The sequence below is a fragment of the Jeongeupia chitinilytica genome, assembly GCF_014652315.1.
Classification (GTDB): Bacteria; Pseudomonadota; Gammaproteobacteria; order Burkholderiales; family Chitinibacteraceae; genus Jeongeupia; species Jeongeupia chitinilytica.
In genome coordinates, this window is record NZ_BMYO01000002.1 from 340,608 (window position 1) to 355,628 (window position 15,021).

Here is a 15,021-nt window from a genome sequence, read left to right on the forward strand (position 1 = left end):
GTTGAGGTTGAGTGCATTTCATCCTAGGGCATCGTCATCGCAGCGCCCTGCGTTTGATCAAGATTGGCGCGACTCGCAAGCCGCGAGTTCGTCCATGACCTGACACCATCCGTCGAAGGCCGCCTCGCCAGCGCGCTCGAAAACCTTGGTCAGCAGTTCGCGCTGTACGCCGGTCAGCGACGCTTCAAGTGCCTGACCGGCGGGGCTCAGGTGCAGCCGCCGGGCGCGACGGTCATCGTTGCAGACGGAGACGGTCACGAGTCCAGCCTGTTGCAGGGCCTTGAGCGGCGCGTTCAGCGCCTGCTTGGTCACGCCGAGGCGCTGCAGCAGCTCGCCGACCGTTTGCCCCGGGGTGCGGGCGACGAAGTAGAGGATGCGGTGGTGGACGCGGCTCCAGCCGCGTGCCGCCAGCAGCGAATCCGGTGGGGCAGTCAGCGCACGAAAGCCGTAGAACATCAGTTCCCAGGCGCTGTTGAGCTGTGTTTCGGTGATCGGTGTGCCGGTCATATTGACGCGCTCGCTTGAACGGGGCAGGATTGAATCCATAATAGGTCAATAATTTTGGCTTATGTAGCGGCGCATTGCCAATGCCATGATTCACCAAATCGTGCGCGGCGCATCGCCCCGCGGCGCGTATCCCGCAACGCTTTTCGCACCGGCGCCAGCCGGTTTCCCTTGCGTTGACAGGAGTCCGCCCATGTTTTCCCGCCGTATCGACCAGCTCAGTTCTTCCCTCGTGCGCGACATTCTTGCGGCCACCAAGAGGCCGGGCATGGTGTCGTTTGCCGGCGGCCTGCCGGCCGAAGAAGCGCTCTATCGTCCCGACCGGCTTGACTCCGGGTTGCTTGCCGGCGCCTGGCAGTACGGTGAAACCGAAGGCGAACCGGCGCTCCGGGCCGAAATCGCCAGACTGGGCCGCCAGCTCGGCATCGCCTGCGCACCCGAGCAGGTGCTGATCGTCAACGGTTCACAGCAGGGGATCGATCTGGTCAGCAAGCTGATGATCGACGAGGGGACACCGGTGCTGACCGAAGCGCCGGCCTATCTGGCCGCGCTGCAGTCGTTCCGGCTGTTCGGTGCGCGATTCTGTCCGGCATCCGTCGGGCCGGACGGGGCCGATCTGGTCGGTTTCGAGCGTACGCTGGCCGATGTCCGCATGGCCTATCTGACCCCGACGTTCCAGAATCCGTCCGGTTACTGCTACAGCGACACCGAGCGTGACACGGTGGCCGCGGCACTCGATCGCCATGATGTCCTGTTGTTCGAGGACGACCCGTACCGGGCGCTCTCCTACGACGGCGAGGCGCCGAAGCCGATCACCGGTCGCCTGAAGACGGCGCGCTGGGTCTATCAGGGCTCGTTCTCGAAAACACTGGCGCCGGGGCTGCGGCTCGGTTTCCTCATAGTCCATCCGGACCTGATCACGCCGCTGACCCGGCTCAAGCAGGCGGCCGACCTGCACAGCAACCGCGTCAGCCAGACCATCATCGCCGACCTGCTTGCACGCGGCGAGCTCGAACGGCACGTCGCGTCGGTACTGCCGCTGTACCGGGAGCGCCGCGATGCGATGGCGGCAGCGCTGCAGCGCCATCTGGGCGGACACGCCCGGTGGCAGTTGCCGGCCGGCGGCCTGTTTTTCTGGTTGAGGCTGAACAAGCCGTGCGACACGATGGCACTGATGCGGTGCGGACTCGACGCCGGCATTGCGATCATGCCCGGCGAGCCGTTCTTTCCGGACGGGGCCGATGCCGGTTACCTGCGGCTCAACTTCAGCCATGCCGGCGTCGAACAGATCGAAGCCGGCATGGCCAAGCTGGCACAACTGCTCGACGCCGCGCGGGACTGAGGCGGCGGGCTGGCGGAGATCAGCCCAGTTTGCGCAGCACCGTCATCAGTTCATCGATGGCGGCGCTGCCGTCGCCGTCCCGGATCGCGCCGGTGACGCAGCCGCGGGCGTGTGCTTCGAGCAACTGCATCCCGAGGCTGTCGAGCGCCGACTTTGCCGCGGCAATCTGGGTCAGGATGTCGATGCAGTAACGGTCCTCCTGCACCATCTTGTTGATGCCGCGGATCTGGCCCTCGACCCGGTTCAGCCGCTTGACCAGCGCGTCCTTGTTGTCGCGCTCGACCCGGTGACCATCGGCCGGGTCGTGATCACTGGCGCAGCAGTCAGCGGACGACGTCATAGCCGGCATCCTCGATGCTGCGTTCGATTTCGGCCGCGTCGGTATCGGCGCCGTCGAAGTCGACCCGGGCCAGCGGCGGGTCCAGTGTGACGCTGACGGTCTTGACGCCTTCGACGGCCTGCAGTGCGCGGGTGACCGATGCGACGCAACCGCCGCAGCTCATGCCGTCGATACGGATTTCGATGTGTTCCATGGTGCTTTCTCCTGTTGGGATGTGATTAAACTCTACAAAGTGCCGATAGGCGAGCGAGCCGATGCAGGTCGTGCCCGACCGAAGCGCAGAAACCGGAATGTACGTTCAGGTACATGAGGATTTCGAGCATCGTGCGGGTGCGAGATGCGAAGGCGCAGCCGCCTAGCGGTGCCAGCGCTTGAGCAGCAGCGCATTGCTGACCACCGATACCGAACTGGCCGCCATTGCCGCGCCGGCGATCACCGGACTCAGCAGGCCGAAGGCCGCCAGCGGAATGCCGAGCACGTTGTAGGCAAAGGCAAAGAACAGGTTCTGGCGGATCTTGCGCATCGTCGCGCGCGACAGGCTCAGCGCGTCGGCAATGTGGGCGAGGTCGTTGTGCATCAGCGTGATGTCGGCAGCTTCGATGGCCGCGTCGGCACCGGTGCGCATGGCAAAACTGACGTCGGCGGCCGCCAGCGCCGGGGCGTCGTTGACGCCGTCGCCGGCCATGGCGACGATCTTGCCTTCGGCGCGGAAGGTCTGCACCGCGTCGGCCTTGTCGGCCGGCTTTACGCCGGCGCGATAGCGCTGGATGCCGAGCGAGGCGGCCACGCTGGCGACGACGGCTTCGTTGTCGCCGGACAGCATCACCACTTCGACGCCGGCCTGCTGCAGCTGGGCGACAGCCGCTTTCGACGTCGGCCGCACCGTATCGACGATGCCGATCAGCCCGGCCGGGACGTCATCGACGGTCATGGCGATGACGGTCTGGCCGCGTTGTTGCAGCCGCTCGGCGTCGCGCAGATCGCCGTCCGCCAGCACCCAGTGCGGCACGCCGATGCGTACTGCACGGCCATCGATCGTCGCGCTGACGCCGTGACCCGGCGCAGCGACAAAGTCCTCGACCGGCAGCCGGGCAAGACCTAGCGCTTCGCCGTGCGCCAGCACGGCGCGGGCCAGCGGGTGCTCGGAGCCGGCTTCGGCGCTGGCGGCGAGCTGCATCACGGTATTCAGGTCGAAGCCGTTCTGCGGTACCACTTCGGTCACGGCCGGTTTGCCTTCGGTCAGCGTGCCGGTCTTGTCGACGACGAGCAGGTTGACGTCACGCGCCCGCTGCAGGGCTTCGGCGTTGCGGAACAGGATGCCGCGCTTGGCACCGAGGCCGACTCCGACCATCACCGCGGTCGGCGTGGCCAGGCCGAGGGCGCACGGGCAGGCGATGACCAGCACCGCGACGGCATGCATCAGCGCGGTGACCCAGCTGCCGGTCCACCACGCAGTGGCGATGAAGGTGACGACGGCAATGGCGACGACGACCGGGACGAAGACGGCCGAAATCCTGTCGGCCAGTTGCTGGATCGGCGCCTTCGAGCCCTGCGCCTGCGCGACCAGTCTCACGATGTCGGCGAGCTGCGTGGCACCGCCGGTGGCGCTGGCGCGGATGCGCAGCATGCCTTCGAGGTTGCGGGTGCCGGCGTAGACGCTGTCGCCGGCGGCTTTGGACATCGGGGCCGATTCGCCGGACAGCATGGCCTCGTCGATCGCGGCGTTGCCGTCCTCGACCTTGCCGTCGACCGGCAGCGGTTCACCCTGGCGGACGATGACGATATCACCGACGACCAGATCGCCGATGGCGACGTCGACCAGCTGGCCATCGCGCTCGACGCGGGCGGTTTTGGGTTGCAGCGCCAGCAGCTCGGCAATCGCGCCGGCGGTGCGGCCTTTGGCGCGGGCTTCGAGCAGCTTGCCGAGCAGCACCAGCGTGATGATGGCGGCACTGGCCTCGAAATAAATGTGCGCATCGTGCCAGCCGGCCAGCGTGACCGCGGCGCTGTAACCCCAGGCCATGGTGGTACCCAGCGCGATCAGCACGTCCATATTGGCGCTGCCGCCACGCAGCGCATGCCAGGCGCCGCGATAGAAGCGCAGGCCGACGGTGAACTGCACCAGCGTGGCCAGCACCAGCTGCCACATCCGCGGTACGACTTCGTGGCTGCCCTGCAGCATCGCGCCCATTTCGAACATCAGTGGCAGCGTTAGGACGGCAGCCGCGCCGAAGGCCCACCAGCTGCGGCGCAGCGCGTTTTCATCATGGGCCCGGGGGGTATCCTGCTGCTGCAGGCGCGCGTCGTAACCGGCCTTGCGGACTGCGGCAATGGCCGCTTCAAGGCTGTACTGGCCACCGGGGTAGCGCAACGTCGCGGTTTCGGTGGCGAAGTTGACGCTGGCGCTGACGCCCTCGGCGCGGTTCAGCACCTTTTCGATCCGCAGCGCGCAGGCAGCGCAGGTCATGCCGGAAATGGCCAGCGTCAGCGTTTCTTCCGGCACCGTGTAGCCGGCCTTGGCGATGGCGCCGACCACGTCGGGCACACCGGCCGCACCGGCGAGCCGGACCTGGGCGGATTCGGTCGCGAAGTTGACGCTGGCGTCGACACCGTCAAGGCGGTTGAGGACTTTCTCGATGCGCGTGGCGCAGGCCGCGCAGCTCATTCCGCTGATCGGCAGGCTGACTTCGGTGTTCATCATCGCACCTCCATATAGGGTATGGGGGTATATTATGCCCCTGGGGGGTATAAGGCAAGACGAAGTTGCAAGGTGGAATGCCGGCATGAAAAAGGGCCGCGATGGCGGCCCCGTGCTCAAGGAGATGCTGCTCAGGCGGATTCGGCCGGGCGGTAGCGGTCCAGCAGCGAGAACACCAGCGGATTGAGCAGGATGGAGATGATCGCACCGGCAATGACCAGGGCGTGCCCCAGTGGCGGCAGCAACTGAAGGGCGACGCCGAGTCCGGCAAGGATGAACGAGAACTCGCCGATCTGCGCCAGACTGGCCGAAATGGTCAGCGCGGTCTTGAGGTCGTGGCGGAACATCATGACGATGCCGAGTGCCGCCAGCGATTTGCCGACAACGATGACCGCAACGGTGCCGAGTACGGCCAATGGATGCTCGATCAGGATGCGCGGATCGAGCAGCATGCCGACCGAAACGAAGAACAGCACGGCAAACGCATCGCGCAGCGGCAACGATTCCTCGGCCGCGCGCTGGCTGAACTCGGACTCGGCCAGCACCATGCCGGCAAAGAAGGCGCCGAGCGCGAACGACACACCGAAGAGCTGCGAGGCGCCGAATGCGACGCCGAGTGCGGTGGCCAGCACGCCGAGCCGGAACAGCTCCCGGCTGCCGGTCCAGACGATGCGTTCGAGCATCCACGGGATGAAGCGGCGGCCGATGATCAGCATGAAGGCAACGAAGGCCACGACCTTGCCCAGTGTGACCAGCAGCGTCAGACCGAGGGCGGAGGCGTCGAGATCGCCACCATGGCCGCCCAGCAAGCCCGCAAGGGCGGGAAGCAGCACCAGCGCCAGTACCATGGCCAGATCCTCGACGATCAGCCAGCCGACGGCGATCCGGCCCTCGGGCGTTTCCAGCAGGTCCCGCTCTTCCAGCGCTTTCAGCAGGACCACGGTACTGGCGACCGACAGGGCCAGGCCGAAGACGAAGCCGGCACCGAAATGCCAGTCGAACAGCCACGCCAGCCCCATGCCCATCAGCGTGGCAATGCCGATCTGCACCACGGCGCCGGGGATGGCGATGTTCTTCACCGCCAGCAGGTCCTTCATCGAGAAATGCAGGCCGACGCCGAACATCAGCAGGATGACACCGAGTTCGGCCAGTTCGGGAGCCAGCTTCGGGTCGGCAACGAAGCCGGGCGTGAACGGGCCGGCAAGGATGCCGGCGCACAGATAGCCGATCAGCGGTGGCAGTTTGAGCTTGTTCGCAAGGCTGCCGAGGATGAAAGCGAGCACGAGGCCGCCGACGATGGTGGTGATCAGCGGTGTGGCGTGGGGCATCGCGGTCCTTGTAACGCAATCGGAAAGTCTCCTGGAGACTAACTCATGCGGACGCTGCCTGGCAGTGACAGGTTCCCGTTTCCGCAAAAAAAGTGCGGGCCGGATTCGCGGTTGCAATGAAAAAAGCCGCTCGAAAGCGGCTTTTTCAGGGGCTACCGCATTGCGGTACGGGTGTTACGACGCGAACTGGTGCGGGATTTGCCCCTTGGCCCAGTTGGCCGCATTGCGCAGCGATTCGTGAACCGAATTGCTGCGGGTTTGCGGTGCACGCTGCCACGCGGTTACGGGCTGGCGGGCGTCACGGGTGCAACGGACGATCTGGTACCAGCCATCCAGGCCGGTGCCGACCGGGGTCGGGCGGACTTCAACGTTGAAGTCGTAGTAGTTTTGGTTTGCCATCAATTTGGCTCCTTTGCTGAACGAGCCATCCAAGCCGGATGGCAGGGCGCTGAAGGAGGAGCACTTGTTCTTGAGAAGAACTTTCTTGGGAGTCGAACGACTCGCTTGGAGTACTGCTTTGGGAAACAATCGTGAGAGCGTGCTCAATCAGATCAGTGCGGCGATGCTGCACATGATTTGATTGGGTGGCAAGTGTAAATAGTTGGCATCCGGTTGCGTGCCGACGACAACGGCTGATTCTCCGTGCTTTGAACGATCTGCAAATGCAACATGGTTGCATATACAGGGTGTAGATGTTTATTATTGCAACTCAGTTGCATGATGTCTGCCGTGGGGTGGCCATGCGACGCCTGGAGTTGCAATGGAGCTGGTCGATCGACGTTTACCGGTCACGGTGCTGTCCGGATTTCTTGGGGCGGGTAAAACCACGCTGCTCAATCATGTGCTCGCGAACCGCGAGGGGCTGCGCGTTGCAGTCATCGTCAACGACATGAGCGAGGTCAACATCGATGCCTCGCTCGTCGCCCGGGGGGCGGCGCTGTCCCGTACCGAGGAGCGGCTGGTCGAGATGAGCAACGGCTGCATCTGCTGCACCCTGCGCGAAGACCTGCTGGCCGAAGTGCGCCAGCTTGCTGCCGAGGGCCGCTTCGATTATCTGCTGATCGAGTCGACGGGGATCGGCGAGCCGATGCCGGTTGCAGCGACCTTTGATTTCCGCGACGAGCTGGGTGCGTCACTTGGCGATGTTGCGCGCATCGATACGATGGTCACGGTGGTCGATGCGGTGAATCTGCTGGCCGACTACGCCAGCGAAGACCTGCTGGCGCAGCGCGGCATGGTGGCCGGAGACGAGGACGAGCGCACGCTGGCCAGCCTGCTGACCGAGCAGATCGAATTTGCCGATGTCATCGTGATCGGAAAGTGCGATCTGATCGACGCCGGCCGGCGTGACGAGGTCGCCACGCTGATCCGCGCACTGAATCCGACGGCTGATCTGGTTTTTGCCGAGCAGGGCCGGGTGCCGCTGGCCCGAATCGTCGGTACCGGCCGGTTCGATGCCGAGCGTGCCGGCGCCATGGCCGGCTGGGCGCAAGCGCTGGCCGGCGAGCACGTACCCGAAAGCGAGGCATACGGAATCGACAGTTTTGTACTGCGCTTTCCCGAACCGCTGCATCCGGGGCGTTTCGCGGCATTCATCGAGCGCCCTTTTGCCGGGCTGCTGCGGGCCAAGGGTTACGTCTGGTTCGCCGAGCGGCCTGCGCTGGCGCTGTCCTACTCGCGAGCCGGCAATACGGCAACGCTCGATCCGGTCGGCGAATGGTGGGCTGCCGCACCCGAAGTCCACTGGCCGCCGCCCGGAACGCCCGAGCGCACCCTCATCGATGCCGGCTGGTGCGAGCCCTGGGGGGACCGGATCAACGAAATCGTGTTCATCGGTCAGGAAATGGACCGTCGCGGCATCGAGGCGGCATTCGACGCTTGCCGGTTGAGCGCAAGCGAACTGGCGCGTGGCGAGTTCGGGCTGGCGAAGGACTCGGGGGAGGCCACTGCGACGGTGCCGATCGATGCCGTTTGAGCTGCTGATCCGCAACGGCATCTGCATGACGCCGGCCGGCCCGGCCCGCGTCGACATCGGTGTCCGTACCGGCAGGATCGCGGCCATTGGCGATCTGGCGGTCCGCTCGGCTGACGAAGTGTTCGATGCGACCGGTTTGCATGTATTGCCTGGCGTGATCGACTCGCAGGTGCATTTCCGCGAGCCCGGTGCGCCACACAAGGAAGACTTCGACAGCGGCACCCGAGGCGCCATTCTCGGCGGGGTGACCGCGGCATTCGACATGCCCAATACCCGCCCGCTGACGATCGACCGGGAGACGTTTGCAGACAAGCTCGACCGGGCGCAGGGCCGGGCATGGTGCGACTATGCATTCTTCATCGGCGGCTGCGCGGCCAATGCGGACCGTCTGGCCGAGCTCGAGCGCCTGCCCGGCTGTGCCGGCATCAAGGTATTCATGGGGAGCTCGACCGGCGATTTGCTTGCGGCCGACGATGCGACGCTGTCGCGCATCCTGCAGGCCGGAGTCCGGCGGGTGACCGTGCATGCCGAGGACGAGGCGCGACTGCAGTCCCGGCGGGCCATCGTCGAACGCTCCGGCGACGTGGGTGACCACCCGCGCTGGCGTGACGTCGAAACGGCCTTGCGCGCGACCCGGCGCATCCTCGTGCTGGCCGCGCGTGCCCGGCGGCCGCTGCATGTACTGCACGTGACCACCGCCGAGGAAATGGCGTTGCTGGCAAGGCACAAGCACATTGCGACGGTCGAAGTGCTACCGCAGCACCTGACGCTGGCGGCGCCCGATTGCTACAGGGCGCTCGGCACGCTGGCGCAGATGAACCCGCCGATCCGCGATCTCCCGCACCAGCAAGCGCTGTGGCAGGCGTTGGCTGCCGGTGTCGTCGATACGCTGGGCAGCGATCACGCGCCGCACACGCTGGCCGAAAAGGCGTTGGCCTATCCGGCATCCCCGAGCGGCATGCCTGGCGTACAGACGCTGCTGCCGCTGATGCTCGATCACGTCACCCGTGGCCGCTTGTCGCTGGCGCGGCTGGTCGAGCTGACCAGTGCCGGCCCGGCACGGGTGTTCGGCGTGGCCGGCAAAGGCGCGCTGGCGATCGGGTTCGACGCCGACTTCAGCATTGTCGACCTGAACGCCCGGTGCACGCTGCGCAGTGACGACATGGCGACGCGGGCCGGATGGACGCCGTTCGACGGCCGCACGGTATGCGGCTGGCCGATGGCAACGGTGATCCGCGGCCGGGTGGTGATGCGCGATGGCGAGGTGCTCGGCCCGGCGAGCGGGGCACCGGTACGATTTCGCAGTCCGGATGGCGAGCACGGGCTTCATGAGATAATCGGCGCCGGATTTCGTACTTGAACGGGGGGCGCAATGAACCACTACTCGGTGCTCATGGTCTGCACCGGCAACATCTGCCGTAGCCCGACTGCGGACGGCGTGCTGCGCAAGCTGGTTGACGATGCCGGGCTGGCCGGACGGGTGATCGTCGATTCGGCGGGGACCCAGGACTATCACGTCGGCGAGGCGCCGGACCGCCGGGCGCAGGCGCATGCGAAGAAGCGCGGCTACGATCTGTCGCCGTTGCGGGCACGCCAGGTGTCGGCACAGGATTTTTCCCGCTTCGACCTGATCCTGGCGATGGACGCCGGCCATTTGCGTCAGCTCGAACGCCAGGCACCGCCGCAGCATCAGGCCAAGGTCAAGCTCTTCCTCGACTTCGCGACAGCAGCGCGCGAGCGCGAAGTGCCCGATCCCTACTATGGCGGTGCGGACGGTTTCGAGCATGTGCTTGATCTGGTCGAGGACGGCTGCGCCGGGGTGATGGAGCACGTGCGCGCCGAGCTGGCCCGCCGCGGCCTTTGATCTGGTGCAGGATCGGCACAATTCGGCCCGGCCGTGCGTTGCCGCGCTTCGCGCGAATCGGTAAGATCGCGCTCTTTGGTCTTCAGGGGAGTAGTCGCCTGCGTTCGCGCAGGGGATGCGTCAACATACTTGAGCCTTCGGCTCATGGCGTATCCGGCCCGTTGCCGTTCGCGGCTCGCGCTTGACAAGACCTGAGGTCTGCAAACCGTACACCCGGGGTGGGCGACGGTCTGCAGTCCTCACGTCTGCCCGCCCTGGAGTACATATCTGAATGGACGCTTTCTTCGTCTCGACCGGTGTCGTCGCCCTGGCTGAAATCGGCGACAAAACCCAGCTGCTGGCCTTGCTGCTCGCGGCACGGTTTCGCCGTCCCCTGCCGATCGTGCTCGGCATCTTCGCTGCGACCGTACTGAACCACTTCGCCGCCGGCTGGCTCGGCCAGTGGCTGGCCAGCCTCATGGCGCCTTCGACCTTGCGCTGGGTCATCGGTTTCGGCTTTCTGGCGATTGCCGTCTGGACGCTGTTCCCGGACAAAATGGACGACGATGACGCACCGGTGAAAGCCTACGGTGCCTTCGTGGCGACGGCGCTCACGTTTTTCCTTGCCGAAATGGGCGACAAGACGCAGATTGCCACCGTGGCGCTGGCCGTGCATTACCAGCCGTTGTGGATGGTGATTGCCGGGACGACGGTCGGGATGATGATCGCCGATGTGCCGGCCGTGTTCATCGGCAACTGGATTTCGCAGCGGATGCATTTGCTGCGCTATGTGCGTTTTGTTGCCGCTGCCGTGTTCGCGCTGATGGGTGTGCTTGCACTTGCCGGCGTGGGCGGCTGACGGCCATAACTAGATTCAATCAAACAGACTTAAAACGGGGAAATGATGCTCGACGCATTTTTCAAGCTGAAGGAGCACGGGACCGACGTCCGGACCGAGGTGATCGCCGGCTTCACCACCTTCCTGACGATGGCCTACATCATCTTCGTCAACCCGGCCATCCTGCATCTGACGGGCATGGACTTCAACGCGGTCTTCGTGGCGACCTGCCTCGCTGCCGCGTTCGGGACGGCGGTGATGGCGCTGTTTGCCAACTACCCGATCGCCTTGGCGCCGGGTATGGGTCTCAATGCCTACTTCACCTTTGCCGTGGTTCAGGGCATGGGTGTGCCGTGGCAGACCGCGTTGGGCGCCGTGTTCATTTCGGGCATCATTTTCGTGCTGGTGTCGTCGTTCAAGATCCGCGAGATCCTGGTCAACGCGATTCCGCGTTCGCTCAAACTGGCCATTTCGGCCGGTGTCGGTCTGTTCCTCGCCATCATCGGCCTCAAGAGCGCCGGCATCATCACCGGCAGCGAAGCGACGCTGGTCAAGCTCGGCAACATCCATGCGCCGTCGGCCCTGCTGGCCGCGCTGGGCTTCGTGCTGATCGTGGCGCTCGAGTACCGCAAGATCAAGGGCTCGATCATCATCGGCGTGCTTGCGGTGACCGTGCTGTCGGTGCTGCTGAACGTGACGCCGTTCAAGGGCGTGTTTGCAATGCCGCCGTCGATCGAACCGACCTTCATGCAGCTCGACATCCACGGTGCGCTGAATGCCGGCCTGATCGGCGTCGTGTTCATCTTCTTCTTCGTCGATCTGTTCGATACCACCGGTACGCTGATCGGCGTGTCGCACCGCTCGGGCTTGCTGGACAAGGACGGCAAGCTGCCGCGCATCAAGAAGGCGCTGCTGGCCGACTCGACCGCGATCATCGCCGGTGCGGCACTCGGTACATCGAGTGTCACCGCTTATGTCGAATCGGCGGCCGGCGTCGCCGAAGGCGGCCGTACCGGTCTGACGACGCTGGTCGTCGCGCTGCTGTTCCTCGTTGCGCTGTTCTTCGCGCCGCTGGCCGGTACCGTGCCCGCTTTCGCGACCGCGCCGGCGCTGTGCTATGTCGCGGTGCTGATGGCACGCGGTCTGGCCGAGATCGACTGGGACGACATCACCGAGGCGGCGCCCGCCGTGATTACTGCCGTCGGCATGCCGTTTACCTATTCGATTGCCGACGGCATCGCTTTCGGCTTCATCAGCTATGCTGCGATCAAGCTGCTGGCCGGTCGTTTCAAGGACCTGAGCCCGGCCGTGCTGATCATCACGGCACTGTGGATCGTCAAGTTCGCCCTGTTCGGCTGAGGAAACGCTGATGGAACCGCGCAACGAGGAGTACATCAAGGCCCGCATCCGTACGGTGCCGGACTGGCCGCAACCGGGTGTGCAGTTCCGTGACATCACGCCGCTGTTGCAGGACCCGAAGACGTTCCGGGTGCTGGTCGATACCTTCGTGCATCGCTATATGGACCAGAAGCTCGACGTCGTCGCCGGCGTCGATGCGCGCGGTTTCATCCTTGGTGCGGTTGTGGCCTACGAGCTCAACCTCGGTTTCGTGCCGATCCGCAAGAAAGGGAAATTGCCGTTTACCACGGTGGCCGAAGAGTACGAGCTGGAGTACGGTTCGGCCACCGTGGAGATCCACTGTGATGCCTGTCACGCGGGCGACCGCGTGCTGCTGGTCGACGACCTGGTCGCCACCGGCGGCACCATGATCGCTGCGGCCAAACTGCTGACGCGCATCGGCGCCACCGTGGTCGAAGCGGCCGCGATCGTCGATCTGCCCGAGCTCGGCGGCTCGAAACTGGTGACCGCTCAGGGCATCCCGCTGTACACGATTTGTGATTTTGCCGGCCACTGAGGCCGCATCCGTAGATTCAGGAGTTTTACCGTGACCATGGAATTGCCCGAAGCGCTGACGATCATCGATAACGCCGACCTGCTGCACTCGGAAGCCGAAGTGCTGGCCGCGATCGACCGGATGGCCAGCCAGATGACCGCTGCGCTCAAGGATGCCAACCCGATCGTCTACACCGTGCTGAACGGCGGTTTGATCGTTGCCGGCAATCTGCTGCCGAGGTTGAAGTTCCCGCTCGAGATGTCCTATCTGCACGCGACCCGTTACCGCAACGAAACGAGCGGCGGCGTGCTCGACTGGAAGGTCAAGCCGCACGACGACCTGAAGGGCCGGACCGTGGTAATCGTCGACGACATCCTCGACGAAGGCCATACGCTGGCGGCGATCGTCGAATACATCAAGGCGCAAGGCGTGAAGGACATCCACGTCGCCGTGCTGGTCGACAAGCTGCACAGCCGCAAGGCGCCGGGCATCAAGGCCGATTTCGTCGGCCTCAAGGTCGATGACCGCTTCCTGTTCGGCTGCGGCATGGACTATCAGGGTTACTGGCGCAACACGCTGGCCATCTACGCAGTCAAGGGACTGTAGCCGGCAACTGGCGGAGGACGAATGACTGATTCCCAACAGGTTCGTCACTTCCGCCAGATCCTGATCTGGCCGCTGCAGCTGATGCCCCTCGACGAGGGGGGCGTGCTCGGCCAGCAGTGGCGGCTCATGGCCGCTGCCACCGATTCGCCTTGGCAACTGCGCGCCAGCGAGTTCGAACCCGGGGCGTTCCAGGAGCGCCACTACCGCGAATTCATTACCTTTCTGCCCTATGTGCAGCGCTTTCTCTATGGCGAGGGGCAGACCGAAGCGAGTGACGTTGCCAGCTACGGCAAATCACCGCTGCATGCGTTCCGGCGGCACGACGTCAAAACCGTCCGGCTGACCTTCAAGGACGGGGTCGAGGCCGATCTCGCCATTGCCCACATCGACCTCTACTTCTTCTTCGACATCGACGTCGTCATCCTCGCGCTCGAGGTGATGGGCGACGATCTGCCGCTCGCGCGCGTACAGGACATCCTGTTCCGCTTCGGCCGGTCGTTTCCGGCGCAGTGGGACGAAGAGGGCGGACCCGCCAGTTGTCTGGCCGGCGTGGCATGGCTTGATGCACAGGGGCAGGTGCTGGCTGCATCCGATTACGATGATCGCGATGCCTACCTCGGCCATCTGGCCGAGTACCGGTCGCCCCGGCTTGCCAGGCATTGGGCCTGGTTGCTCGAGCCGATGGTGCCGCACCATTCGAATGCCAGCGGCGGGGTTCGCTACCGCCAGGTCGAGTATCACCGGATGCCGCTGATGGCCTATCTGGCGCTCGACGATCCGCTGAGCCTGTCGGAGGCGGACTTTTATCAGCTCGGCATGGTTACGCGTCCCGACAGTGGCGAGGCTTTGCCGGGTCGACTGGTCAAGGACTTCATCACGCAGAGCTGCTACGACCGCTACTGGTCGCCCGAGCAGGGCGTGCCGAGCGCGTCGACCCGTATGCTGTGCAACGGGCATGCGCTGGTGGTCGTCGGAGACCGGCACCACCCGTTTTTTTGCGACGCCCAGACCGGCGTGCTCGGGCAGTTCCGGCACCAGCAGTTCCTGATCGCCCTGATCGCTCATTTCCACAAGGCGGCGCTGCTGACGTTCTCCGACCGGATGGCCGTGGCGCTGGCCCGTCTGAACATCGCCGACGTGCATTCGGTCCGGCTGTTCAAGCGCGACATCCGTATCCAGCTCGAAGTCTTCCTGCGTTTCACCCAGCGTTACTGGTTCCGCGAAATTTCCAATCAGGCCGTTGCGGCACATCTGTTCGACATGCTGCGCCAGCATCTGGGAACCGCTGCGCTGTACCAGGAAGTGCAGGATTCGGTGAAGAGCATGAGCCAGTACCTCGAGAACGACGATTTGCGCCGGCAGGCGGATACCGTGGTCAAGCTGACCGTGGTGACGATCCTGAGTCTTGTCGGGGCGACCGTGACCGGGTTTTTCGGCGTCAACATCTTCGATTTCACGCACGGGTCCTTGCTGCTGCGCATCGGTTTTTTCGGTCTGGTGTTGCTGCTGACGATTTCGCTGACGTTCTACACCCTGATGAAGGCCCGGCCGCTGTCCGAGTTCATCGAGCGCATGGCCGACCAGCGGACCGACTGGCGCGGGCGCTTGGCGGCTTTCGTGCACATCTGGCGCAAACGGCGTTCATGAGCGGCG

The 15,021-nt window shown here is 64.8% G+C and carries 15 protein-coding genes and 1 riboswitch; of the genes, 9 read left to right on the top strand and 6 right to left on the bottom strand.

What is annotated here, in order from left to right; genetic code table 11:
• Positions 1-57 precede the first annotated feature (57 nt).
• Positions 58-507, bottom strand: a complete 450-nt coding sequence (locus IE097_RS04720) for a MarR family winged helix-turn-helix transcriptional regulator (protein WP_189458990.1) — start codon at positions 505-507, stop codon at positions 58-60.
• 190 nt (positions 508-697) lie between these two features.
• Here IE097_RS04720 and IE097_RS04725 point away from each other — a divergent pair, with 190 nt between their 5' ends.
• Positions 698-1,846, top strand: a complete 1,149-nt coding sequence (locus IE097_RS04725) for an aminotransferase-like domain-containing protein (protein ID WP_189458991.1) — start codon at positions 698-700, stop codon at positions 1,844-1,846.
• Positions 1,847-1,865: 19 nt separating this feature from the next.
• On the opposite strand, the gene IE097_RS04730 is transcribed toward IE097_RS04725, so the two are convergent.
• From IE097_RS04730 to IE097_RS04750, 5 genes are all read right to left on the bottom strand, one after another.
• Positions 1,866-2,186, bottom strand: a complete 321-nt coding sequence (locus IE097_RS04730) for a metal-sensitive transcriptional regulator (RefSeq protein WP_189458992.1) — start codon at positions 2,184-2,186, stop codon at positions 1,866-1,868.
• Positions 2,170-2,379, bottom strand: coding sequence for a heavy-metal-associated domain-containing protein (locus IE097_RS04735; protein ID WP_189458993.1), 210 nt, complete (start codon positions 2,377-2,379; stop codon positions 2,170-2,172). The genes IE097_RS04730 and IE097_RS04735 overlap by 17 nt, the downstream gene beginning before the upstream one ends.
• A 162-nt stretch (positions 2,380-2,541) precedes the next feature.
• Positions 2,542-4,887, bottom strand: a complete 2,346-nt coding sequence (locus tag IE097_RS04740) for a heavy metal translocating P-type ATPase (protein WP_229797428.1) — start codon at positions 4,885-4,887, stop codon at positions 2,542-2,544.
• 128 nt (positions 4,888-5,015) lie between these two features.
• The gene (locus IE097_RS04745; RefSeq protein WP_189458994.1) at positions 5,016-6,212 is read right to left on the bottom strand and encodes a monovalent cation:proton antiporter-2 (CPA2) family protein; all 1,197 of its coding nucleotides are present in this window, start codon (positions 6,210-6,212) and stop codon (positions 5,016-5,018) included.
• Positions 6,213-6,386: 174 nt separating this feature from the next.
• Positions 6,387-6,611: a hypothetical protein gene (locus IE097_RS04750; RefSeq protein ID WP_189458995.1), complete on the bottom strand. Its 225-nt coding sequence runs from the start codon at positions 6,609-6,611 to the stop codon at positions 6,387-6,389.
• A 361-nt stretch (positions 6,612-6,972) separates the two neighbouring features.
• On the opposite strand from IE097_RS04750, the gene IE097_RS04755 reads away from it, so the two are divergent.
• The 8 genes from IE097_RS04755 (at position 6,973) to IE097_RS04790 (ending at position 15,015) form a co-directional block, all read left to right on the top strand.
• Complete coding sequence (locus tag IE097_RS04755) at positions 6,973-8,187, top strand: GTP-binding protein (protein WP_189458996.1); 1,215 nt, start codon at positions 6,973-6,975, stop codon at positions 8,185-8,187.
• A complete protein-coding gene (locus IE097_RS04760) occupies positions 8,177-9,547 on the top strand; it encodes a dihydroorotase (protein ID WP_189458997.1) in 1,371 nt (456 codons plus the stop codon). Before IE097_RS04755 ends, IE097_RS04760 begins: the two co-directional genes overlap by 11 nt.
• A 12-nt stretch (positions 9,548-9,559) precedes the next feature.
• On the top strand, positions 9,560-10,051 hold the full coding sequence (locus tag IE097_RS04765; RefSeq protein ID WP_189458998.1) for a low molecular weight protein-tyrosine-phosphatase: 492 nt from the start codon (positions 9,560-9,562) through the stop codon (positions 10,049-10,051).
• 72 nt (positions 10,052-10,123) lie between these two features.
• A riboswitch (yybP-ykoY riboswitch) is annotated at positions 10,124-10,304 on the top strand.
• Between the two features lie 18 nt (positions 10,305-10,322).
• The gene (locus tag IE097_RS04770) at positions 10,323-10,889 is read left to right on the top strand and encodes a TMEM165/GDT1 family protein (RefSeq protein WP_189458999.1); all 567 of its coding nucleotides are present in this window, start codon (positions 10,323-10,325) and stop codon (positions 10,887-10,889) included.
• 45 nt (positions 10,890-10,934) lie between these two features.
• The gene (locus tag IE097_RS04775; RefSeq protein WP_189459000.1) at positions 10,935-12,227 is read left to right on the top strand and encodes an NCS2 family permease; all 1,293 of its coding nucleotides are present in this window, start codon (positions 10,935-10,937) and stop codon (positions 12,225-12,227) included.
• A 10-nt stretch (positions 12,228-12,237) separates the two neighbouring features.
• Positions 12,238-12,783, top strand: coding sequence for an adenine phosphoribosyltransferase (locus tag IE097_RS04780; protein ID WP_189459001.1), 546 nt, complete (start codon positions 12,238-12,240; stop codon positions 12,781-12,783).
• 36 nt (positions 12,784-12,819) lie between these two features.
• Positions 12,820-13,368 carry a hypoxanthine-guanine phosphoribosyltransferase gene (locus IE097_RS04785; protein ID WP_189459198.1) on the top strand — a complete coding sequence of 183 codons (549 nt, stop codon included), beginning with the start codon at positions 12,820-12,822 and terminating at the stop codon, positions 13,366-13,368.
• A 21-nt stretch (positions 13,369-13,389) separates the two neighbouring features.
• Positions 13,390-15,015: a magnesium transporter CorA family protein gene (locus tag IE097_RS04790; RefSeq protein WP_189459002.1), complete on the top strand. Its 1,626-nt coding sequence runs from the start codon at positions 13,390-13,392 to the stop codon at positions 15,013-15,015.
• Positions 15,016-15,021: the final 6 nt, after the last annotated feature.